This window comes from Enterococcus moraviensis ATCC BAA-383, assembly GCF_000407445.1.
In the GTDB taxonomy this organism is placed as follows: Bacteria; Bacillota; Bacilli; order Lactobacillales; family Enterococcaceae; genus Enterococcus_L; species Enterococcus_L moraviensis.
This window is the reverse complement of record NZ_ASWB01000004.1, coordinates 1-21,589: the sequence shown is the minus strand read 5'-3', so window position 1 is coordinate 21,589 and position 21,589 is coordinate 1. Positions and strand designations below refer to the sequence as shown.

At 37.5% G+C, this 21,589-nt stretch carries 18 protein-coding genes and 8 tRNA genes; 9 read left to right on the top strand and 17 right to left on the bottom strand.

The annotated features are described in order from the left end of the window. Positions 1-67 precede the first annotated feature (67 nt). The 3 genes from I586_RS13645 (at position 68) to I586_RS13635 (ending at position 2,898) form a co-directional block, all read left to right on the top strand. Positions 68-1,045: an ABC transporter substrate-binding protein gene (locus I586_RS13645; RefSeq protein WP_010763457.1), complete on the top strand. Its 978-nt coding sequence runs from the start codon at positions 68-70 to the stop codon at positions 1,043-1,045. 99 nt (positions 1,046-1,144) lie between these two features. Continuing rightward, a complete protein-coding gene (locus I586_RS13640; protein ID WP_010763456.1) occupies positions 1,145-2,095 on the top strand; it encodes an ABC transporter permease in 951 nt (316 codons plus the stop codon). Continuing rightward, complete coding sequence (locus tag I586_RS13635) at positions 2,095-2,898, top strand: ABC transporter ATP-binding protein (protein WP_010763455.1); 804 nt, start codon at positions 2,095-2,097, stop codon at positions 2,896-2,898. Before I586_RS13640 ends, I586_RS13635 begins: the two co-directional genes overlap by 1 nt. A 63-nt stretch (positions 2,899-2,961) precedes the next feature. On the opposite strand, the gene I586_RS13630 is transcribed toward I586_RS13635, so the two are convergent. Further along, positions 2,962-3,174 carry a zinc ribbon domain-containing protein gene (locus I586_RS13630; protein ID WP_010763454.1) on the bottom strand — a complete coding sequence of 71 codons (213 nt, stop codon included), beginning with the start codon at positions 3,172-3,174 and terminating at the stop codon, positions 2,962-2,964. 188 nt (positions 3,175-3,362) lie between these two features. On the opposite strand from I586_RS13630, the gene I586_RS13625 reads away from it, so the two are divergent. Both I586_RS13625 and I586_RS16990 read left to right on the top strand, forming a co-directional pair. Continuing rightward, positions 3,363-4,349 (top strand): biotin--[acetyl-CoA-carboxylase] ligase, encoded by a 987-nt coding sequence (locus I586_RS13625; RefSeq protein WP_010763453.1) that lies wholly within the window; start codon positions 3,363-3,365, stop codon positions 4,347-4,349. 121 nt (positions 4,350-4,470) lie between these two features. Continuing rightward, entirely contained in the window at positions 4,471-5,409 is a 939-nt protein-coding gene (locus I586_RS16990; protein WP_010763452.1) for an LPXTG cell wall anchor domain-containing protein, read from the top strand. A gap of 88 nt (positions 5,410-5,497) precedes the next feature. Here the strand turns inward: I586_RS16990 and menA are convergent, their stop codons facing one another. From menA to pplA, 3 genes are all read right to left on the bottom strand, one after another. Further along, the gene (gene menA / locus I586_RS13615) at positions 5,498-6,451 is read right to left on the bottom strand and encodes a 1,4-dihydroxy-2-naphthoate polyprenyltransferase (RefSeq protein WP_010763451.1); all 954 of its coding nucleotides are present in this window, start codon (positions 6,449-6,451) and stop codon (positions 5,498-5,500) included. 11 nt (positions 6,452-6,462) lie between these two features. Next, positions 6,463-7,542, bottom strand: a complete 1,080-nt coding sequence (locus I586_RS13610; protein WP_010763450.1) for an FAD:protein FMN transferase — start codon at positions 7,540-7,542, stop codon at positions 6,463-6,465. A 626-nt stretch (positions 7,543-8,168) separates the two neighbouring features. Next, complete coding sequence (gene pplA / locus I586_RS13605) at positions 8,169-9,098, bottom strand: extracellular electron transfer flavoprotein PplA (protein WP_010763449.1); 930 nt, start codon at positions 9,096-9,098, stop codon at positions 8,169-8,171. A 266-nt stretch (positions 9,099-9,364) separates the two neighbouring features. Here pplA and I586_RS13600 point away from each other — a divergent pair, with 266 nt between their 5' ends. The 4 genes from I586_RS13600 (at position 9,365) to I586_RS13585 (ending at position 13,405) form a co-directional block, all read left to right on the top strand. Continuing rightward, positions 9,365-11,272, top strand: a complete 1,908-nt coding sequence (locus I586_RS13600) for an NAD(P)/FAD-dependent oxidoreductase (protein ID WP_010763448.1) — start codon at positions 9,365-9,367, stop codon at positions 11,270-11,272. Between the two features lie 107 nt (positions 11,273-11,379). Next, complete coding sequence (locus tag I586_RS13595; protein WP_010763447.1) at positions 11,380-11,802, top strand: NusG domain II-containing protein; 423 nt, start codon at positions 11,380-11,382, stop codon at positions 11,800-11,802. 16 nt (positions 11,803-11,818) lie between these two features. After that, on the top strand, positions 11,819-12,379 hold the full coding sequence (locus I586_RS13590; RefSeq protein WP_010763446.1) for a Gx transporter family protein: 561 nt from the start codon (positions 11,819-11,821) through the stop codon (positions 12,377-12,379). 39 nt (positions 12,380-12,418) lie between these two features. Continuing rightward, entirely contained in the window at positions 12,419-13,405 is a 987-nt protein-coding gene (locus I586_RS13585; protein ID WP_010763445.1) for a polyprenyl synthetase family protein, read from the top strand. A gap of 52 nt (positions 13,406-13,457) precedes the next feature. Here the strand turns inward: I586_RS13585 and gor are convergent, their stop codons facing one another. The 13 genes from gor to I586_RS13520 form a co-directional block, all read right to left on the bottom strand. After that, positions 13,458-14,810, bottom strand: coding sequence for a glutathione-disulfide reductase (gene gor, locus I586_RS13580; protein ID WP_010763444.1), 1,353 nt, complete (start codon positions 14,808-14,810; stop codon positions 13,458-13,460). A gap of 66 nt (positions 14,811-14,876) precedes the next feature. Then, complete coding sequence (locus tag I586_RS13575) at positions 14,877-16,118, bottom strand: peptidase U32 family protein (protein WP_010763443.1); 1,242 nt, start codon at positions 16,116-16,118, stop codon at positions 14,877-14,879. Positions 16,119-16,131: 13 nt separating this feature from the next. After that, positions 16,132-17,052, bottom strand: coding sequence for a peptidase U32 family protein (locus tag I586_RS13570; protein WP_010763442.1), 921 nt, complete (start codon positions 17,050-17,052; stop codon positions 16,132-16,134). A 616-nt stretch (positions 17,053-17,668) separates the two neighbouring features. Next, positions 17,669-20,158, bottom strand: a complete 2,490-nt coding sequence (locus I586_RS13565; RefSeq protein ID WP_010763441.1) for an ATP-dependent Clp protease ATP-binding subunit — start codon at positions 20,156-20,158, stop codon at positions 17,669-17,671. Positions 20,159-20,162: 4 nt separating this feature from the next. Then, a complete protein-coding gene (locus I586_RS13560; RefSeq protein ID WP_010763440.1) occupies positions 20,163-20,630 on the bottom strand; it encodes a CtsR family transcriptional regulator in 468 nt (155 codons plus the stop codon). A gap of 163 nt (positions 20,631-20,793) precedes the next feature. Then, positions 20,794-20,867 (bottom strand) — tRNA-Pro (locus I586_RS13555). An 83-nt stretch (positions 20,868-20,950) separates the two neighbouring features. Next, positions 20,951-21,024, bottom strand: a tRNA-Arg gene (locus I586_RS13550). A 27-nt stretch (positions 21,025-21,051) separates the two neighbouring features. Beyond that, positions 21,052-21,137 (bottom strand) — tRNA-Leu (locus tag I586_RS13545). A 10-nt stretch (positions 21,138-21,147) separates the two neighbouring features. Next, positions 21,148-21,219: transfer RNA gene (locus I586_RS13540), tRNA-Gly, on the bottom strand. 8 nt (positions 21,220-21,227) lie between these two features. Continuing rightward, a tRNA-Thr gene (locus I586_RS13535) sits at positions 21,228-21,300 on the bottom strand. Positions 21,301-21,331: 31 nt separating this feature from the next. Next, positions 21,332-21,413 (bottom strand) — tRNA-Leu (locus I586_RS13530). 12 nt (positions 21,414-21,425) lie between these two features. Beyond that, positions 21,426-21,498 (bottom strand) — tRNA-Lys (locus tag I586_RS13525). 6 nt (positions 21,499-21,504) lie between these two features. Beyond that, positions 21,505-21,577 (bottom strand) — tRNA-Val (locus I586_RS13520). Positions 21,578-21,589: the final 12 nt, after the last annotated feature.

The following is a 21,589-nucleotide window of genomic DNA, read 5'->3' as shown; positions in this document are numbered from 1 at the left end:
TCAATCCATTTAGGCATATTGTCTGAATGGATTTTTTGTTTTATCAACTATAATTGGAGGAATTAACATGAAAAAGAAACTTTTAGGACTAAGTATTTTATCAGTAGTAGCTCTTTTAACTCTTGGCGCATGCGGAAATGGCAAAAAAGCAGATGGCGGAACAACTAGTGACACTAAAAAGATTGGCGTTTTACAGCCTGTTGAACATGGCTCATTAGATGCAGCTTTTGAAGGGTTCAAAGAAGGTTTAGCTGAAAATGGATTTAAAGATGGCGATAACTTAACGATCGAATACAGCAATGCTCAAAATGACCAAGCTCAATTAAAAAGTATGAGCGAAAAACTGGTCAAAGATAAACCTGATTTACTATTAGGAATTGCAACCCCAGCTGCACAATCGTTATTAAACGAAACGACAGAGACTCCTATTCTAGTCACAGCAGTTACGGACTTAGTTGGCGCAAAATTAGTGAAATCTGATGAAAAACCCGGTGGAAACGTCACAGGAACAACGGATATTGTGCCGATTGACAAACAAATTGCTTTATTATTGAGCATTGTCCCTGACGCTAAAACTGTAGGCATTATGTATAATGCTGGCGAAGCAAACTCTAAAATCCAAGCAGATATGGCAGAAAAGGCACTAAAAGATGCTGGAATCAAAGCGAAAGTTTTAACGGCGAATTCAACAAATGACGTACAACAAGTCACGACAAGTTTAGCAAAAGATGTGGATGCTATTTATATTCCAACCGACAATACATTTGCTTCAGCATCTGCCGTGATAGGCGAAGTGGCTAAAGAACATAAAATCCCTGTCATCGCAGGTTCAATCGACCAAGTTGAAGAAGGTGGCTTAGCAACGGTCGGAATCGACTACAAATCACTAGGCAAACAAACAGGTGTTATGGCGGCTAAGATTTTAAAAGGTGAAGCAAAACCTGAAGAAATGCCTGTTGAAAAAGCAAAAGACTTAGAACTTTTCGTAAATAAAGATATGGCAAAAGCCTTGGATATCGATCCAGATACCATCAAAGCACCTTAATATTTGATCAAATGTTGAGGAAAAAGAAACGGGCATTTCAAAACGACTCGCCTTTTTCCTCATTCTTTACATAAAAATTATTGAAAGAAGCTGATTTTATTGTTAGACATACTACTCTCTTCAACCTCTCAAGGTCTCCTTTGGTCTTTATTAGCAATTGGAGTCTTCCTAACGTACCGGATTTTGGATATTGCAGATTTAACTACTGAAGGGAGTTTCCCTTTAGGTGGCGCTGTAGCTGCCGTTATTTTAGCAAAAGATCCCACGACATGGCCGGCACCGATCCAGTCCTTATTCGATATTCATTATATGATAGCGCCGATTTTCGCCTTACTTTTTGCTTTTAGTGCAGGCATGTTGGCAGGACTTGTCTCTGGTCTTTTACACACTAAATTAAAAATCCCTGCGTTGTTGGCTGGAATCATTACGATGACGGGGCTCTACAGTATCAACTCAAGAATCATGGGCGCTCCAAACATTTCTTTAATTGGTACGGATTCAATTTTCTCCCATGCGCAATCATTAGGTCTCACTAAAGTAAACAGCGCAATATTGGTTGGCTCAATCATCGTACTCATAGTGATTTTTCTACTTGTTTTATTTTTCAAAACTGAAATTGGCTTGGCCACTCGTGCAACTGGTGACAACATCGACATGAGTGAAGCCAACGGTATCAAAACAGATAATATGAAAATCATTGGTTACATGCTTTCAAACGGCTGTATTGCATTAGCCGGTGCTTTACTTGTCCAAAATAATAATTTTGCTGATTTGAATTCTGGTATTGGAACGATTGTTATCGGACTTGCATCGATTATCATTGCTGAAGTACTCTTTAAAAATAAATCACTTGGATTGCGTTTGATTACAATTGTGATTGGAGCCATTTTATATCGTTTTATCCTTGCTTGCGTTTTAGAACTACGCGTTGATCCGGCAGATTTAAAATTATTCTCTGCAATTATTCTTGTTATTTGCTTATCTTCACCACTGATTCAAAAAAAATTAGGTTTTTCAAAAATCGGAAAACGTAAAGGAGGAGCAAACTAATGGAACCTGTATTAACAATCAAAAACTTACATCAATATTTCGAACGGGGAACCGTTAATGAAAACCATGTATTAAAAGGGATTGACTTAACGATCAAGCCAGGCGAATTTATTACGATAATAGGCGGAAACGGTGCTGGTAAATCAACCTTGTTAAACAGTATCGCTGGAACTTTACCAATAGAAGAAGGGCAAATAATGTTGAATGGCAAAGACATTACGAAACAACGTGTTGTTGCCCGTTCAAAACAAATTAGTCGTGTGTTTCAAGACCCCAAAATGGGGACTGCGGTCCGTTTGACTGTTGAAGAAAATATGGCCCTTGCGATGAAACGTGGAAAAAAACGTGGACTAGGTAATGGTGTTCGTAAAAATGACCGTCAGTTCTTTAAAGAACAGTTAGCAAGCTTGAACTTAGGTCTTGAAAATCGTCTAGGAACTGAGATTGGTTTGCTATCTGGCGGACAACGTCAAGCCATTACATTATTGATGGCAACATTGATTCGTCCTGAACTCATTTTATTAGATGAACATACTGCAGCACTTGACCCTAAGACATCAATAACCGTTATGGAATTGACTGAGAAACTGATTCAAGAACAAAACTTGACGGCTTTCATGGTTACTCATGATATGGAAGATGCCATCCGATATGGGAACCGTCTGATCATGCTGCATCAAGGTCAAGTTGTTGTTGATGTACCTGAGGAACAGAAAAAAGATTTAACGGTTAACGAACTAATGGAAATGTTCCACAAAAATAGTGGTGCTGAATTAAAAGATGATCAACTATTACTAGTCTAAAAAAAACAGGAATCAGTCTACTTATTGAGGACTGATTCCTGTTTTTAGTTGATTCTATTGTCATTAACCACCCATCAAAAAGTCTAAAACATTCCAACCATCTGATGTTTGTCCACGATATAATTCAGTAAATCCACATCTCGTACAACTGACTGTGATGAATTTTTTATTTTGCACATCAAATATCTTAGCAAAGTTTCCACCTGTTGCTTGAAACTGATCTGAAACATAATGCATATTCCCACACTTATCGCAAACATATTGTTGCTTCTCCATAGTTCCCCACTCCGTTTCTTTCAATCATTACGATTACTCTTCGTCTTACTACCATTCAAGTATAGCAAGCATTTCAATAAAAAGCATACATCCTTAGATGGATTTTCTCCTCCTCTTTCAGGCGGATGATGGTTGACCCACCTTCCTACCATCAGATACAATGAAATTACTATAAAGGAGCGAAGATTATGTCTACTAAAAGCCAGGTGTTAACCTTATTAATGAAACAAGCACCAGAATTTATTTCAGGAGAAGAAATGGCACAACAACTTTCTTTATCTCGAACTGCCATCTGGAAAGCAATCAATGAATTAAAAAAAGAAGGTCACACTATTTCAAGTAGCCGAAATAAAGGCTACAGCTATGATAAATCAGATGTCTTATCTGTGGAAGGAATCAAATTAGCACTCGGTTCTACAACACCTAAGCTTTCGATTACCGTGTTAAATTCTTCTGAATCCACTATGAAAGATGCTAAACTCGCAGCAATTAACGGCGAACCTGATAATACCTTGATTGTAGCAGATATTCAAGAAGCGCCCAAAGGCCGATTTGGTCGTCCGTTCTTTTCAAAAGCGGGTAGCGGTATCTATATGAGCATGCTGTTAAGACCCAATCAAATTTTTGAGGAGATGGCTCAATACACTGTGATCATGGCAGTAGCGATTGCTCGTGCCATGGATGATCTGGCCCATACAAACACCGAAATAAAATGGGTCAACGATATCTATATCAATGGTAAAAAAGTTTGTGGTATTTTATCAGAAGCCATGAGCGATGTTGAATCAGGACAAATTTCAAATGTCATTATTGGTATGGGAATCAATTTTTCATTGAAGCAAAACGAGTTCCCAGAAGACCTACAAAAAAAAGCGACATCTTTATTCCCTGAAAAAAAGCCTACTATTACTCGTAACGAGCTAATTGGAGCCATTTGGACTCAATTTTACACTATTTTAGATCAGTTGCCTGAACAAGGCTTTTTAGACGAATATCGGAAAAAGTCATTCGTTATCGGCAAAACAGTCTCCTTTACACAAGCAGGGATTGACTATGAAGGGATCGCTACAGCAATTAACCATCACGGAGAACTAATTGTCCAATTGAACGATCAATCAGAAAAAGTACTTTCTTCTGGAGAAATTAGTTTAAGCGCGATCACTCCAACGATCTAATCAAATTTATTAAGAATTCCTTAAGAAAAATAGCTAATTCCTTACAATAGTTTCATATACATTTCAATTATGTTACATTTATATTGCGAACAATACGAATATTACAAAAAGGGGAATAGTTATGAAAAAAATTGTTTTTTGTTTGGTTACTTTACTTTTTACTCTACCAAGCACTAGTTTTGCCGAAGAAATCAACGCAACATCTGAAAGCCCAACAGTCGAAAGTTCTTCCACAGTAGACTCAACTCAAAACACAGAGGATGTTTATACGAAAACTGTGGATAGTAGTTTTTCTCAAATTTCAGAAGCCACTTCTACAGACATGACTAGTATGTCAGAAGCAGAATACAATAGCTTTAAGACTTCAACACTGGTTGTTTTACAAGGAGAACAAGTGACTGCAGAAATGCTTCAGAATAATTTTTCTGCCCAAGGTGATACCTTTAAAGACTTACAACTTTTAGAAGAAGCGCCAACAGAGCAATTAGGTTACAATAAGGTCAAGGTCAGCTTCACAGACGATTCTACAAAGGAAAAAATGACTATGGGCATGGGCTATTTAGTCGCCAAAGCTACACCAAGCTATGACATCCAATTTATTTCTTATGATACTGATAAAAAAGAAGTCAAAGGTCGAATAATCGCTATTGATGATAGTACGCCAAACGGTATTTATATTTACGGTACTGAGGGACAAGCTATTAATTCCATAAAGGATTTATTTCCATTAGTGTCTCCTACTGCGTATAGTACAACGGATGAAGAAGGTTATTTTACTCTTCCTTACAAAGATAATTTCAGCTTTGCTGCTTACTCTTTTCTATCAGGAGCTTATTCACCTGTCTACACATTGACTGATAAAGCTTTCGCTACAGCAGTAACGACGGATTCTTCTAAACCAGTTGAACAGACAAAAGTGACTTCCGAAACAAAAGAAGAAAAGAAAAAAGGACTATTTCCAAATACCGGGGAAAAGAAAAATGTTTACTTTTCAATTGGCGGTATCGCTATTATTTTACTAGCTATATTATTTCTGTTTATAAAAAGTAAAAAAAAATAAAGAGTAGTTTAAAAAAGGGTTGTTAAAAATAGATCGAAAAAAAGAAGAAAGCAGAGTCGTTGTTGGTTACTGCTTCCTTCTTTTTTATTTATATTTTTTCTAAAACAATCGTTAGTAATAGGCCCAACAAATAGCTACCATTAAAAGCCATTAGATTTTTTATTGAATAGCCAAAGCTTTTTGGATGTGGCAATTCTTTTTTAAATGATTGGAGATTTTTCCAAACAACTGGCAAGGATAAAAATACAGTTAAAATCGGCCAATGATAGATACCAAACGGCAATCCAATCAGTATCCCTGCATAACAGGCTAACATTAATACTTGAAATAATACTACGCCTTGTTTCCGACCAATGTAGTAAACCAATGTATAACGATGATTCTCAATATCCGTATCTAAATCCCTCAAATTATTCGCCAACATAATATTCGCGATCGTAAACACCATTGGTAAAGATGCCCAAACAATGGCAAACAACGCCCATAAATTCCCATCCAACGCAAATGTTCCACGACCCCAATCAAGCAACAAATAAAACGGACGATTCTCTTGGACATTCAAATAGATCGTCATCGCAAAAATCCCTAGCCCCATAGTGAATCCACTGAATACTTCCCCTAAAGGCATACGAGATAATGGAATTGGTCCAAACGTATAAAATATACCGATAAAACAGCATACACCGCCCATCACCAAAAATAACCAACCCGTTTTGAGGGTTAAAAAGAACCCTATTACTGCTGAAAAAGCGATCATTCCAAAAATCATATTACGTACAAGAACTGGCGAAATACCCGAAGTTCCGATAATATTCTCTTCATATTTATATACTTCAGACTTTGCTTTTTTAAAGTCCATATAATTGTTGATTGCTGTTGTTGCCATATCAAAAACGACCATCCCAATGAAAAACAGTATCGTATAACCTATTTGAAATTCATGAAAATAGGCAATAGAAAATAACACCCCGACTGCAAAAGGAAATAGACTTGCTAATTTTGTCTGAATTTCCACAACTTGCAAAAATACTTTCAATGACATATCGTTTCTCCTTATTTCAGATCTTTACGATCTCCCATTGTATAACCTGAATCTTTTCCTAATTCAAAAACTTTTTCAATATCTTTACTTACAAACACTTCATCTTCTTTTGTGACGAAAATCACATCAACATTTTTCAATCCTTCAGCATATTCCAAGCCTTTTTTGACACCCATAGCAAATACTGCTGTTGATAGTCCATCACCATCGATCGATTCATTTGTGATTACTGTTACACCAGCAATATCATTATCAAAAGGATAACCTGTTTTAGGATCAAATAAGTGATGATATTTTTCCCCATCTACTTCTAAAAAGCGTTCATATATCCCAGAAGTAACGAGTGTTTTATTGCTCTCTTGAATCGTTCCGATTACTGTATTACGTGCTTTATTTGGATCTTGGATTCCAACATTCCAATCCATGTCTTTACCGCGTGGACTATGACCCAACACAAAAACATTTCCACCTAAATCCACAATCGCAGTTGTTACACCATTGTCTTTCAAGACTTTCACAACTTCATCTGTAATAAAACCTTTTGCGATTGCACCTAAATCCAGTTGCATCCCTTTTTCTTCAAGGTAGACTGTTTTCTCTTCGTCATTCAACTTCACTTTGTGGTAATCAACCAATTTTAGTGCTTGATCAATTTCCTCTTGTGAAGGTTTACGTGCATCATCAAAACCGATATGCCACAATTGTGTAATTGGTCCAATCGCCATATCAAATCCACCAGAAGAATCTTCACTATATTCATATGCTCGCTTCAATAATGGGTATATATCATCAGAGACTTTGACTGGTTTGATCCCCGCTTGTTCATTGATTTTATCGATTTCAGAGCCTTTTTCATTGACCGTGATTTTATCGCCTAGCTCTTTCACTCTGGCAAAGGCTTTTTCTAATACATCTTCTTTGCCGTCATCATAGATTCTAACTTGGACATATGTTCCTAATAATGATTGCTGATCTGAATAAGGTTCTTTGTTGATTTTTGCCTCTTCAGTTTTATCTTTGGTATTACATCCTGCTAAAATAACTAAAAATAGAGCCGCTATTACAATAATTAGTGATTTTTTGTTTTTCATCGTATCCCTCTTTCTACATAGAAAAATTGTCTTATTTATAGTAGCTCTTTTTTTCATGAATGGAAAGGATTTTCTATCTTTTATTTTCGTTTTATAGTGAGATTGAGCCAATGTTTCTTTGAAATTTTGGTAATGAGGCAATGGGCCTTGCAGTCACTGTTTACTATTCATCATCTGCTCTGGCACAAGACTTTGGCTATTTTGTGCTCTTTAGGACCGCTGATTACTATTTCAGGTTTAGGTGTATAGCGTTTGGTGATTCCTAGTTAGCTTACTTCGCTCACTCTGTTCGCCAAGTACTGTTCATCATCTGCTCTGGCACAAGACTTTGGCTATTTTGTGCTCTTTAGGACCACTGATTACTATTTCAGGTTTAGGTGCATGGCGTTTGGTGATTCCTAGTTAGGTTACTTCGCTCTCTTCGTTCGCCAAGTACTGTTCATCATCTGCTCTGGCACAGCCAGTCACAGTGATTCCTAGTTAGGTTACTTCGCTCTCTTCGTTCGCCAAGTACTGTTCATCATCTGCTCTGGCACAGCCAGTCACAGTGATTCACAGCAAAAAGCAGAATCCAATTTGGTACTGGATTCTGCCTATAATTATCTTTTAATTTGTACTAGGACAAATTATTTTTTCATTACGATATTATCTACAACGATTTCGTTAGTATCGCCTTTTTCAGCAGCGTTCACTAATTGTTCTGCATAGATTACGAATGAGTGAGAGCTGTGAGTTGCACCAGTTACTACTTCAACGTTTGCAGCTGATCCGTCTTCTTCGTTCATTGCTTTAACTAATTCTTCATTCAACGTTTTGATGTATTCTGCTGGGCCTACGCCTGATTTGTCTTTCATGTTTTTGTTGTAGTCAGCATCATCTTTTTTAGATTTGCCTTCGTCATTCACGTTATCGTAGTTAGATTGTGTTACTTTACCATCTTTAACAACGATTGAGAATTCAGTATGGTAGCCATTTGAATTATTTTTTTCTTTCAATGCATACGTACCGTCTTTAAGGTCAGCACCATTGTCGATTTCGATTGTTTTAGTGTCGCCTGCTTGAGCTGCTTGGATCAATTGTTGTGCATAGTTTTGGAATGATTCACTAGAGTGAGTCGCACCAGTTACTACTTCTACACCGTCAGCGCTTTGTGCTTTAACAAAAGAATCGTTTAATTCTTTGATGTATTCAGCAGGACCTACGCCTGATTTGTCTTTCATATTTTTGTTATAGTCTTTGTCATCCGCTTTTGATTTACCATCAGCGTTGATATTGTCATATTTAGATTCAGTGATTTTACCATCTTTAACAGTCATTTCAAATGTTGCACGGTAACCGTTTGATTCATTTTTTTCTTCTAATTTATACGTACCATCTTGTAAATCTGCACCAGCTTCTTTTTCTGCTACTGTAGAAGATTCAGCTGTTTTTGATGTTGCAGTAGTTGATTCAGAAGATTTTGCTGTATCCTTTTTGTTATCTGAGTTACATGCTGCTAATAAAAGAGATGAAAGTGCGATAGCTGTGAAGCCCTTTACAATTTTGTTCATTTTCATTTTTGTTCACCTTTTCCTTTTCTTAAACGTTCCACAAATTAAGTTTGTGATATAATTTACATTCTATAGAAAAATTCAATTATGTCAATTAAAGTGATAAAAGAAAGACAAAATTTTACTCGTTTTTCACCCCTTTTTAATAAAAAAAATTTATTTCCTATATTTAAGAATTGTTATTAGACAAAACCTGATTATCGCTATATAATGAATTCGATTGTGTAATTATTATCATTTTCTATTTTATTTTTTTAAGGAGCGGATTATCAATGACAAAGCAAAAAATTGTCGTTGTGGGAGCTGGTTATGCTGGAGTTTCAGCTACTAAATTTTTAGCAAAAAAATTGAAAAAAGATTCTGACGTTGAGATTACTTTAATTGATCGTCATTCTTACCACACCATGATGACTGAGTTGCACGAAGTAGCTGGAGGACGTGTTGAGCCTTCTGCGATCCAATATGACTTGCAACGTTTATTCTCACGCAAAAAGAACGTTACCCTTGTAACAGACACTGTAACTGGTATCGATAAAGACAAAAAAGTCGTTCAAACACAGTTAGGTTCTTATGAATTTGACCAATTGATCATCGGTATGGGTGGCGAGCCAAATGATTTTGGTACTCCTGGAGTGAAAGAACATGGATTTACTTTATGGTCTTTTGAAAACTCTCTGAAAATTCGTGAACATATCTTGGAAACAGTTGAAAAAGCAGCAATCGAACCAGATCCAGAAGTTCGTAAAGCAATGCTAACATTTGTTGTCTGTGGTTCAGGATTTACTGGTATCGAAATGGTCGGCGAACTAATCGACTGGAAAGATCGTCTTGCAAAAGAATTTAAACTTGACCCTAATGAATTTACATTAATGGTCGTTGAAGCAATGCCGACAATCTTAAACATGTTATCTCGTAATGATGCAGCAAAAGCTGAACGTTACTTAGAGAAGAAAAATGTGAAATTGTTGCTTAACGCACCAATCGTTGAAGTAGCTGCAGATCATATCAAATTAAAAGATGGTTCTACAGTTCCAACACACACATTGATCTGGACTGCAGGTGTGAAAGCAACTTCTGACGCTGCTGACTTCGGTTTAGAATCAGCTCGTGGAAATCGTTTGATTGCCAATGAGTTCATGCAAGCTAAGGGATATGAAGATAAAAACATCTATATCGTTGGTGACTTGGTGTACTACGAAGAATTCCCTGAAACACCAACGCCTCAAATCGTTCAAGCTGCTGAACAAACTGGTCACACAGCTGCTGCAAATATCGTAGCGGACATCAAAGGTACTGAAAAACACAAATTCAAAGGAAATTATCAAGGATTCATGGTTTCTGTCGGTGCTAAATGGGGTGTCGCAAACTTATTCGATAAAATCCATCTTAGTGGTTTCTTAGCGATTATCATGAAACATATTGTTAACTTGAAATATTTCTTTGACATTCGTTCTGGCTATTACATGTTCCAATATATTATGCATGAGTTCTTCCATATTAAAGATGACCGTAATGTAACACGAGGACATTCTTCTCGTTACGGAAATGTTTTATGGAGTGTCCCATTGCGTGTATTCTATGGAATGGTTTGGTTAGTCGAATCTATGAAAAAAATTGTCGGAACTGGCGATTACTTAAAACCAAGTACTTGGTTCGGTGATGGTTCATGGTTTACTGACAAAGTTGCATTCCCGTTCCCATGGTTACAAGAACAAGTAACGACAGGTGCATCTGCAGCTGGTGGCGGAGCTGAAGCAACTGAAACAACTGCTAAAGCCGCTCAATTTGGTTTAAGCTATGCATACGGTGAAGAGCCAATGCAAGTATTCGATCATATGCCTAAATGGTTTGAAAGTGTTATGAAATTCATGATGCCAAACCAAGAAGTTGCGTTATTCATGCAAAAATTCATGACAATTGTTGAAGTCTTGATTGCTTTAGCATTGATTGCTGGGTTATTTACTTGGTTAAGTAGTGCCGCTACAATCGGTTTAACAATTGCATTCTGTCTATCAGGTATGTTCTACTGGGTAAACATTTGGTTTATCTTCGTAGCATTTGCTTTGATGAACGGCTCTGGACGCTCACTTGGTTTAGACCGCTGGGTTATCCCATGGGTACAACGTACACTAGGTAAATGGTGGTATGGTACGCCAAAATCTAGATACGGCAGCAAATAATTACTTTTATAGTAAAATTTAAGAGAGTTCTAGGTTTACTCCTAGAACTTTCTTTTATCATTATGATAAAATATATTAAACAAAAAACTATAAGGGAGAGGGAAGAATTGGATTTTAAAGAATTTATTCAGAAAAGTTATATACGTCCATGGGATATTGTCATTATTTTACTTTTAACGATCAGTTCTTTCTTGCCTCTTGTTGTTTTTGGTATTCAAAATACAGCTCAAGATGATGCAACAAAACAAGCAGTGCTAAAAGTGGATGGCGAAGTCATTAAAGTTTTTGATTTAAAAGAAGACGGCCCTACTTATACATACAAATACGAAGATGCTGATGGTGATTACAATTTGATCGAAGTCAGTGGTGACAGAATCCGTATGGTAGAATCAAATTGCGGAGACCAAGTTTGCGTACAACGAGGTTGGATATCTAAAGCAGGTGAAACACCTATTGCTTGTTTGCCCCATAATTTATTCATTACAGTTGAGGCTTCTGATGGGAGTGAGGATGGCAGTTTGATTTATTAAACGTTGCCAGTATATTATGAGTAAACTACAAAAAAATATTTATATTTCCATGTTAGTCGCCCAAGGTGTGATCATCGGCTTAATTGAAAACATGATCCCCTATCCCTTTGCTTTTGCCCCTGGTGCAAAATTAGGATTAGCTAACTTGATTACAATCATTGCTATTTTTACGATGAGAAAAAGGGACAGTTTCTTTTTAGTTTGTCTTCGTCTGATTTTAACAACCTTACTTGGCGGAACGATCTCGACTTTTTTCTATAGTGCAAGTGGCGCTTTACTTAGTTACTTAGGCATGCTTATCATTATGCAATTAGGACCCAAACGCGTTAGTATCATTGGAATTAGTGCTGCTGGTGGATTCTTACATAATGTTGGTCAATTGTTGACGACCTGTTTCTTCGCCCAGTCTTGGGCACCTATGCTCTATTTACCTTTCCTTTCGATTATCGGCCTATTATCTGGAATCGCTATAGGAATTGCCGCAAACTACCTATTACGTCATGTTCAAACTTTACGAAAATTTCAATTAAACTACGAATCAACCTCTAAACATAAATGGAGCCAATATTTCCAGTAATATCTCAATCTGATCGAGTACAATCAAAGGAGTCATTTTATGAACGTTCATCCAATGTGGGAAAAATATCCTGAATTAGCGAAAGAATTAAACAAAACACTAAAGCTAATGGAAAATAGTGTTAACTTAAAAAATAAAGAAGTTGAAAATGCCGTGATGTCCATGATCCATTCTGGAGGTAAATTACTGCGCCCTGCTTACCAACTTTTATTTTCACAATTCGGTGAAAATAGAGAGCCTAAAAAAGCAACTTCTTTAGCTGCTGCTATCGAATTGCTTCATACCGCAACATTAATTCATGATGATATCGTAGATGAAGCAGATATTCGACGGGGATTACCAACAATCCGGTCTCAATTTGGGAACAGTACAGCCGTTTACGCTGGTGACTATTTATTTGTCAGCTGTTTCAAATTATTGGCAGATTACTCTTCTTCTTTGAAAAGTATCCAATTGAATTCTCGAAGTATGGAAAAAATACTTAGCGGTGAATTAGGACAAATGGATAACCGTTATAATCTTGAAATGTCGATCAATCAATATCTTGAAAACATTTCTGGAAAAACTGCTGAACTTTTTTCACTAAGCTGCTTTGTTGGTGCTTATGAGAGTGGAACTTCAGAACGTTTTGCTAAAAATTGTGGGAAAATCGGAGAAAATATCGGCATTGCTTTTCAAATTATTGACGATGTTTTAGACTATACACAAAGTCCAGAACAAATCGGAAAACCTGTGTTGGAAGATGTCCGCCAAGGAATTTATTCCTTACCGTTACTCTATGCATTAGAAGAAGGACGTGAATCATTACTTCCTTATCTTGAAAAAGGTGAATCCTTGACCGATAAAGAAACCGAGAAAATATACGAACTCGTTCATTCCTTCGGTGGTGTTACTAAAGCACAGAAGCTTGCAGAGAAATATACACAACAAGCACTGAAAGGTATCGCTAAATTACCTGAAACCTCTACTGATGCTAAAAATAAGTTATTAACAATCACACAAGCAATTCTTGCACGAACAAATTAAAAAGAAGAGCCTGAAACATAACTAAAAAAAATTATGTTTCAGGTTCTTCTTTTTATCTCATTGTCACAAATTCTTCAGAACCTGTCGGGTGGATCGCTACTGTATTATCGAAATCCTTCTTCGTAGCACCCATTTTAACAGCGACTGCAAAGCCTTGCAACATCTCATCAACGCCAAGACCAATACCATGTAGTCCAACAATTTTTTCCTCTTCACCAACACACACTAATTTCATATCGCATTTTTGGCGGTACTCTCCTAGTGCAAAATACATTGGAGTAAACGTTGATTGGTAGATCTTGATATTCTCGTCACCGTATTTTTCTTCTGCTTCTTTTTCTGTTAGACCAACTGTAGCAATTGTTGGGTGCGTAAAGACTACAGTCGGAATTGTTTCATAATCTAAATACTCATTTTCTTTTCCGTTGAATAAACGCTCTGATAATCTTCTTCCAGCGGCAATTGCAACTGGCGTTAAATCGATTTTACCAATCACATCCCCAACGGCATATACGCCTGATTGCGTTGTATTTTGAAATTTATCCACTTTTACATAACCTTGATCTATCCGTTCAATTTGAGTATTTTCTAAACCTAAATTATCTGTATTGGGCTGACGTCCTGTTCCAAAAACAATACTGTCAGCTGTAATCTTCGTTCCATTTTCAAAGGTGATCATCAATTCACCTGATTCAAACTTTTCAATTGAGCGTGGTGTTGAATGAGGGTAAAGATGCATACCATCTTCACTATAATGCTCAACTACTTTTTCAGAAAGCATTTCATCAAAGCCTCGTAACGGACGATCTTTTCTAAAAGCCCAATGCGTTTCTGCACCTAATCCATGAATCGTTCCAGCAAGTTCCGCAGCTATATAACCAGCTCCAACAAATACTACTCTTTTCGGTAATTCTTCTAAAGCAAAGAAACCATTAGAATCTATCGCATATTCTTCACCTGGAATGCCTAATTTCTTAGGACGTCCTCCTGTCGCAATCAAGATATGTGGTGCTGTATATGTTTCACCACCTGCTTCAACTGTATGATTATCAATAAATGTCGCATATTCAGACAAAACTTCTACTTTATTACTATCTAAACCTCGATGATAGGCTGCATGTAAATTATTGATATATGCCTCACGATTTTGCACCAGTTTTTTAAAGCTAAATGCTTTTACATCTACATCAAAACCATACCCTTTTGCATCTCGTTTCATCATTTCCATCATTGAACTTGCTTGCCACATCACTTTTTTTGGTACACAGCCCACATTGACACATGTGCCACCTATATTTCCAGCTTCGATCAATAAAACTTTGGCTCCATGCATGCCCGCGCGATTAGCAGAAGCAATTCCACCACTACCGCCGCCGATCACGATGTAATCATATTGTTTTGACATTATTCCCTTATCCTTTCTGCAATGAAAGGGATAAGCTACTACAGCCAATCCCCTTAATTATATTATTTATTTTTTCTTACGAATCATATCACCAATTGCCACTGGTTCTTCAACTGGCATTGTTAAAATCATCATTGGGTTTGGTGCCCGATCGATTGACTCGCCATCTTCATTATACATAACTTCTACGGTTTGATGGAAGTGATTGAACCCAGGACCATAAAATTCAATTTCATCTCCTACGCTAAAATGATTTCTTTGACGAATGGTTGCCACTTTTGTTACAGGATCGTATGCCATAACTTCTCCAATAAATTTATATTGCGGGATCTTGCGACGTTCTCCGAATAATTGTTCTTCATCGGTTGGTACATGGTAATAAAAACCCGTTGAAAGCTCTCTTTGTGCAACTTTCCAAAGTTCATCGATCCATTCTTGTTTGCATTCATAATTTTCAGGATCTTCCATGTAAGTATCTACTGCTTTTTTGTACACATTCGCTACAGTTGAAACGTAATGGATTGATTTCATACGTCCTTCGATTTTAAAACTATCAACGCCATTTTGAATCAACTCTGGAATATGCTGAATCATCGCCATATCAACTGCACTCATTGAAAATTCTTCTTCAACTTCACCCTTATCGGTCAAACTAGTACGTTCAGCGCCAAACGGCATATCATAAAGCTCGTACTTCCACCGGCAAGATTGCGAACAGCCACCACGATTCGCATCACGCATCGACATATGATTAGACAACGTACATCTACCTGAATAAGAAATACACATTGCCCCATGAATAAACGCTTCGATTTCCACATCCGTATTTTTACGGATTTCTGCTACTTCATCCATTGACACTTCACGTGCTAACACCACTCGTTCTAATCCTTCGTTTTTCCAAAATTCTAATGTTTCGTAGTTCGTTGCTGACGCTTGTGTAGATAAATGGATCGGCAAGCCAGGCGCTTCCGCTGCACAAATTTCAATCAAAGCGGGATCCGAAACAATTACTGCCGAAATCCCTACATCTCGAATTTCTCTGAAAAAGTCCCCTGCTCCTTCTTGATTTCCTTCATGCGTGACCATATTCGCTGCCACATAAACTTTTGCACCATGTTCATTAGCAAATGCTACGCCTTCGATCATGTCTTCTTTTGTAAAATTTCCTGCACGGCTGCGTAAACCATAGGCATTTCCACCAATATAAACTGCATCGGCACCGTAATGAATAGCTGTTTTTAGTTTTTCTAGCGTCCCTGCTGGTGCTAAAACCTCAGGACGCTTCAATGTTCGTTCGTTTGTCATCTGTCTTTTCTCCTTATTTTATCTCATCTGGATCTAAATCAAAGAATCCGATATCTAAACCACGGTTTTCTGGATGTAACGTTTCAATTTGTTCAATTGATTTTTGAGCTTGATCACTTGTCCATGTGCCTGCTTCTATTTTTTCTTTAGCCTCTACAAACAACTTTGCAACTTTCACAAAATTTTCACCTGGTGCATAAATGCCATCCAGCTTCCATTTTGTGTAGTTTTGCTCGTGAAGTTTCTCTAATTCACCGATTAAATTCACGTCATTATCTGCAAAAATATGCGTGCCATGGCTGTCTTCATAAATTGAATAATGTGTCTCTTCCTTTTTAGGCTCGGATATGAATAACCCTCGTTCTTTAGCAGCTGATTCATCATTTTTAGTAAAATTGTAGTAGTTTTGTAGTAATGGACGTTTTGATTGATGAATACATGTAGCACCATATACAAGAACTTCAGCTGGAACCATCAGGTTATCTTTCATCGCTTTCATCTCTTCAAAAGGAACTTCACGGGCTAATACCGCACCGATCGATCCACGTTTTGCCCAAAAATTAATTTGACGAGAACTAGTTACTAAGGTTTCACCATCATAGATATATGGAATATCGATTCCATCACGCTGCATCACAAATACAACACCTGGATCGCCCACTGTTACTTGATCTACTTTTATTTCTTGTAAAAAAGCCAAATATTCCGGAACTTTTTTCATCTTTTCTGGATGCATGATCCCATTTAACGCAACCGTTACTCTTTTCCCCACAGTATGAGCCATTTCAGTAATACGTTGCTGCTCCTCACGAGAAAATGACGTAGGCAAGCGCAACCCAAACATCTCTTCTCCAATGTATAATGTGTCTATCCCTACTGCTAACAATGCCTCTGCTTGTTCGATAGACTCAGCAGTCGCAATAAGTTCAATCATTTTATATCCTCCTTTAAAAGCTGAATGAACCCGTTTAGCATCGAATGAAAAATAGGGAAATTTGAATGTGACGCTCTTCGTCACAAGCCAATTTTGTCTTTTTTCCGAGATGCTGGTTCATGAAGCTAGATAATTTAAAAGCTGAATGAACCCGTTTAGCATCGAATGAAAAATAGGAAAATTTGAATGTGACGCTCTTCGTCACACGCTAATTTTATCTTTTTTCCGAGATGCTGGTTCATGAAGCTAGACAATTTAAAAGCTGAATGGGCTCGTTCAGCTCTGAATGAAAAATAGGAAATATGGATGGTGGTGCTTTTTACCACTATTCATATTTATCTTTTTTCCGAAGAGCTAGCCCATGAAGCTAGACAATCTAAAAATCGCACAAACTCGTTCAGTCATGAACAAATCTGTTTGAAATTAATACTTTTTATCTTGTAAGTCAGTCTTCTAACAACTGTTTTATAGTAGCACAGGTTCACAAACTTTCCAATAGACTCTCTTTATTTTAACGCTCATTTTTCACAAAAATAAGCTCTTTTCATTCTTTTTCTAAAGAAAAAAAACAATGCAAAACAGATTCGTTTTGCACTGCGAATTAAAAAGTTAGAAATTAAATTGTTTGTAGAACTTGTTCTGGTTTAGGCGATTTAACGTTTAATGTTATTTTCCCTTTACTTGCACCTATCGTTACTTTATCCCCGAGATGGATCTGACCTGAAAGTAATGCCTCACTCAAGCGATCCTCGACCTCTTTTTGCAAAGCTCGACGAATTGGGCGTGCACCATATTCTGGATCAAAACCAACTTTTCCGATTACTTCAATCGCTGCTGCTGTGATTTTAACATTAACGTCTTGTTCTTTCAATCGTTTCACAATCGATTTACTCATGATTTTCACGATTTCATGAATTTCTTCTTGATCTAATGAACGGAAGACAACTGTTTCATCCACGCGGTTTAAGAATTCTGGACGGAAAGCTTTTTTCAGCTCTTCCATAATCCGTTTTTGCATTGCATCGTAATCTTTTGTGATATCTTTTACGTTGAATCCAACATTCTTTTCTTCACGAATAGCCGTTGCCCCAATATTAGATGTCATAATCAAAATAGTGTTTCTAAAATCAACTTTACGACCTTTGGAGTCTGTTAAATGACCATCGTCTAGTACTTGCAATAAAATGTTGAATACATCAGGATGCGCTTTTTCTACTTCATCTAGCAAAATAACAGAATATGGTTTTTGACGGATCTTTTCTGTCAGCTGACCACCTTCTTCATAACCCACATATCCTGGAGGTGAACCAATTAAACGACTTGTACTGTATTTTTCCATAAATTCAGACATGTCCACTCGAACGAGTGCATCTTCACTGCCGAACATAGTCTCAGCTAATGCTTTCGCAAGCTCTGTTTTACCAACTCCTGTTGGACCTAAGAACATAAATGAACCAATAGGTCTATCTGGATCTTTCAACCCACTACGCGCTCTACGGATTGCTCGAGATACAGCTTGAACAGCTTCATTTTGTCCAACTACTCTATGATGAAGAATACTTTCTAATTCTAGTAATCGTTCACTTTCTTTTTTCTCTAGCTGCTGTAAAGGTACGCCTGTCCATTGTGACACAACATTTGCAACATCTTGCTCTGTCACACGATTAGCATAACCAGAAGCTTCTTTTTGCTCCAACAGTAGAATATTTTCTAATTTGCGTGCTAACCTTTTTTCTTTTTGACGTAATCTCGCTGCACTTTCAAAAGATTGAGATTGGATTGCTTCTTCTTTTTCTTGAACTAAACGAGCAATTTCTAAACGTAAATTATTGATTTCTGACGGTTCATCGGCTAAATCTAAACGAACTTTAGCTGAAGATTCATCCATCAAATCAATCGCTTTATCTGGCAACTGACGAGAATTAATATAACGAACAGATAGTTGAACTGCCGCATGTAAGGCATCATCCGTGATTTCTACACCATGATGTTCTTCATAACGAGATCGTAGCCCTTTTAAAATTTCTTCCGCTTCTTCAGGTGTTGGTTCATCTACTTGCACACGAGCAAAACGACGTTCTAAAGCAGAATCTTTTTCGATATACTTTTGGTATTCATCTAATGTTGTTGCACCAATCGTTTGTAGTTCTCCTCGTGCAAGTGCCGGTTTTAAAATATTCGATGCATCAATTGCACCTTCAGCACCACCTGCACCAATTAACGTATGCAATTCATCAATAAATAAAATTACTTGACCATCTTGATAAATCTCATCGATAACTTTTTTTAGTCGGTCCTCGAATTCACCACGATATTTTGTCCCAGCAACCAAAGCACCCATATCCAACATCATAAGACGTTTTTCTAGCATATCTTCTGGTACTTCGCCGTTTATGATTTTTTGTGCTAAGCCTTCTGCAATCGCAGTCTTACCAACTCCTGGCTCACCAACTAGAACAGGATTATTTTTAGTACGTCTACTTAGAATTTGAATTAGACGTCTAACTTCTTGAGAACGTCCAACCACAGGATCAAGATCATTCTCACGTGCCAATTTGGTTAAGTCACGTGCTAATGAGTCTAACGTTGGCGTTCCTTTAGGTGCCGCTTTTTGTGCCTGATTATTACGACGACGCCCTACATTCCCACTCATCTGCGGATCAGTGATACCTATTTTCTTCATCAATAACTGACGCATTTTAGATAAACTCAACCCTAAATTCAATAAAATACGTGAAGCCAATATATCTTCATCTCTTAGTAAACCTAGTAAAATGTGCTCTGTTCCAATATTCGGTGCTCCTAATCGTTTCGCCTCATCACCTGCATAAGCAAATATTTGTTTTGCACGAGGAGAATAAGGTAAGTAAGCTCCTTTCGGATATTCTTTAACCGTTCCATATCCTGTTAAATGCTCAATTTCTTCACGAATATCATTTTTATCTGCGTTTAACTGGCGTAATGACTTGCCAGCAATTCCGTTTGGTTCTAAAACTAACGCCAAAAGCAAGTGCTCTGAGCCAACAGATTGATGCCTAAAATATTTTGCTTCTTCTTGTGCAATAGCTAGTACTGCCTTGGCACTTTCTGTAAATAATTCATCCATATTATCATTCCTCCTCGTAACTCAAACGTTCTAAAAATGAATGCATCAATTGAGCACGTAAATAATCTTCATCTGGTCCTGCTTTACCTAGAACTTGTTTTCCAAGAACAGATAACATAAGATTTCCTTCTCTTTTCGTGATTACTTCCTCTTCATACAATTTTTGTACAAAAATCAGCGCATCTTTTTCTGAAAGTCCATTACCTGTAAACTGAGCAATCTGTTTTAATAATTGATCACTATCAGAAATCTGAACTTTAGCGATTCTGATATACCCACCGCCACCGCGCTTACTTTCAACTGAATAACCACGTTGAATCGTAAATCGTGTATTGATGACATAATTAATCTGGGAAGGAACACAATTGAATAAATGAGCCATTTCAGCTCTACGAATCTCAATTTTACTGCTTTCTTCAAGAATCTTCTTTAAATATGCTTCTATTAAATCTGAAGTATTTTGATTACTCATCACACTCATCCTTTTCCCTTGACTAATACTGACCTTAATTATACATAATTTCAAGTGTTTAATAAAGGAGAATGCCCCAATTAATAAGAAAAGATAAAAAAATTTAGATAGTTAATTATTTAACCAAACAAAAAAGAACAGAGTACTCACTCTGTTCTTTAAATCGGGAAGACAGGATTCGAACCTGCGACCCCTTGGTCCCAAACCAAGTGCTCTACCAAGCTGAGCTACTTCCCGTAGCTATAATAATAAAAAAAGACTAGATACTTAAAAGGAACTAACTCTCTGAACCTTCTAATCCGTAGTCAACATTTTAACTATGCACCCAAAGGGAGTCGAACCCCTAACCTCTTGATTCGTAGTCAAGCACTCTATCCAGTTGAGCTATGGGTGCTACATGTATACATCTGTATCAATGCAATGCCGAGGACCGGAATCGAACCGGTACGGTGATCACTCACCGCAGGATTTTAAGTCCTGTGCGTCTGCCAGTTCCGCCACCCCGGCGAACAAGCTAAGCGGAAAACGGGGTTCGAACCCGCGACCCCCACCTTGGCAAGGTGGTGCTCTACCACTGAGCTATTTCCGCAATTTGGATGCCGGCTAAAGGATTTGAACCCTCGACCCTCTGATTACAAATCAGATGCTCTACCAACTGAGCTAAGCCGGCGTAATCGCCAAGTATTAAACGAGACTAAAAATGCGGGTGAAGGGACTTGAACCCCCACGCCGTAAGGCGCTAGATCCTAAATCTAGTGCGTCTGCCAATTCCGCCACACCCGCAAAATATTTCTATGAGCCGTGCAGGGCTCGAACCTGCGACCCTCTGATTAAAAGTCAGATGCTCTACCAACTGAGCTAACGGCTCAAAAAATGGAGGTTGACGGGATCGAACCGCCGACCCCCTGCTTGTAAGGCAGGTGCTCTCCCAGCTGAGCTAAACCTCCAAGACAACACTT

What these genes read in the sequence shown, in the direction of transcription:
- menA (WP_010763451.1), bottom strand. Translation starts at nt 6,451, where the DNA reads ATGTCATTGAAAGTATTTTTGCAAGTTGTGGAAATTCAGACAAAATTA.
- I586_RS16990 (WP_010763452.1), top strand. Translation starts at nt 4,471, where the DNA reads ATGAAAAAAATTGTTTTTTGTTTGGTTACTTTACTTTTTACTCTACCA.
- I586_RS13590 (WP_010763446.1), top strand. Translation starts at nt 11,819, where the DNA reads ATGAGTAAACTACAAAAAAATATTTATATTTCCATGTTAGTCGCCCAA.
- I586_RS13630 (WP_010763454.1), bottom strand. Translation starts at nt 3,174, where the DNA reads ATGGAGAAGCAACAATATGTTTGCGATAAGTGTGGGAATATGCATTAT.
- I586_RS13645 (WP_010763457.1), top strand. Translation starts at nt 68, where the DNA reads ATGAAAAAGAAACTTTTAGGACTAAGTATTTTATCAGTAGTAGCTCTT.
- I586_RS13575 (WP_010763443.1), bottom strand. Translation starts at nt 16,118, where the DNA reads ATGACAAACGAACGAACATTGAAGCGTCCTGAGGTTTTAGCACCAGCA.
- I586_RS13635 (WP_010763455.1), top strand. Translation starts at nt 2,095, where the DNA reads ATGGAACCTGTATTAACAATCAAAAACTTACATCAATATTTCGAACGG.
- I586_RS13625 (WP_010763453.1), top strand. Translation starts at nt 3,363, where the DNA reads ATGTCTACTAAAAGCCAGGTGTTAACCTTATTAATGAAACAAGCACCA.
- I586_RS13585 (WP_010763445.1), top strand. Translation starts at nt 12,419, where the DNA reads ATGAACGTTCATCCAATGTGGGAAAAATATCCTGAATTAGCGAAAGAA.
- I586_RS13570 (WP_010763442.1), bottom strand. Translation starts at nt 17,052, where the DNA reads ATGATTGAACTTATTGCGACTGCTGAGTCTATCGAACAAGCAGAGGCA.
- I586_RS13560 (WP_010763440.1), bottom strand. Translation starts at nt 20,630, where the DNA reads ATGAGTAATCAAAATACTTCAGATTTAATAGAAGCATATTTAAAGAAG.
- pplA (WP_010763449.1), bottom strand. Translation starts at nt 9,098, where the DNA reads ATGAAAATGAACAAAATTGTAAAGGGCTTCACAGCTATCGCACTTTCA.
- I586_RS13610 (WP_010763450.1), bottom strand. Translation starts at nt 7,542, where the DNA reads ATGAAAAACAAAAAATCACTAATTATTGTAATAGCGGCTCTATTTTTA.
- I586_RS13565 (WP_010763441.1), bottom strand. Translation starts at nt 20,158, where the DNA reads ATGGATGAATTATTTACAGAAAGTGCCAAGGCAGTACTAGCTATTGCA.
- gor (WP_010763444.1), bottom strand. Translation starts at nt 14,810, where the DNA reads ATGTCAAAACAATATGATTACATCGTGATCGGCGGCGGTAGTGGTGGA.
- I586_RS13600 (WP_010763448.1), top strand. Translation starts at nt 9,365, where the DNA reads ATGACAAAGCAAAAAATTGTCGTTGTGGGAGCTGGTTATGCTGGAGTT.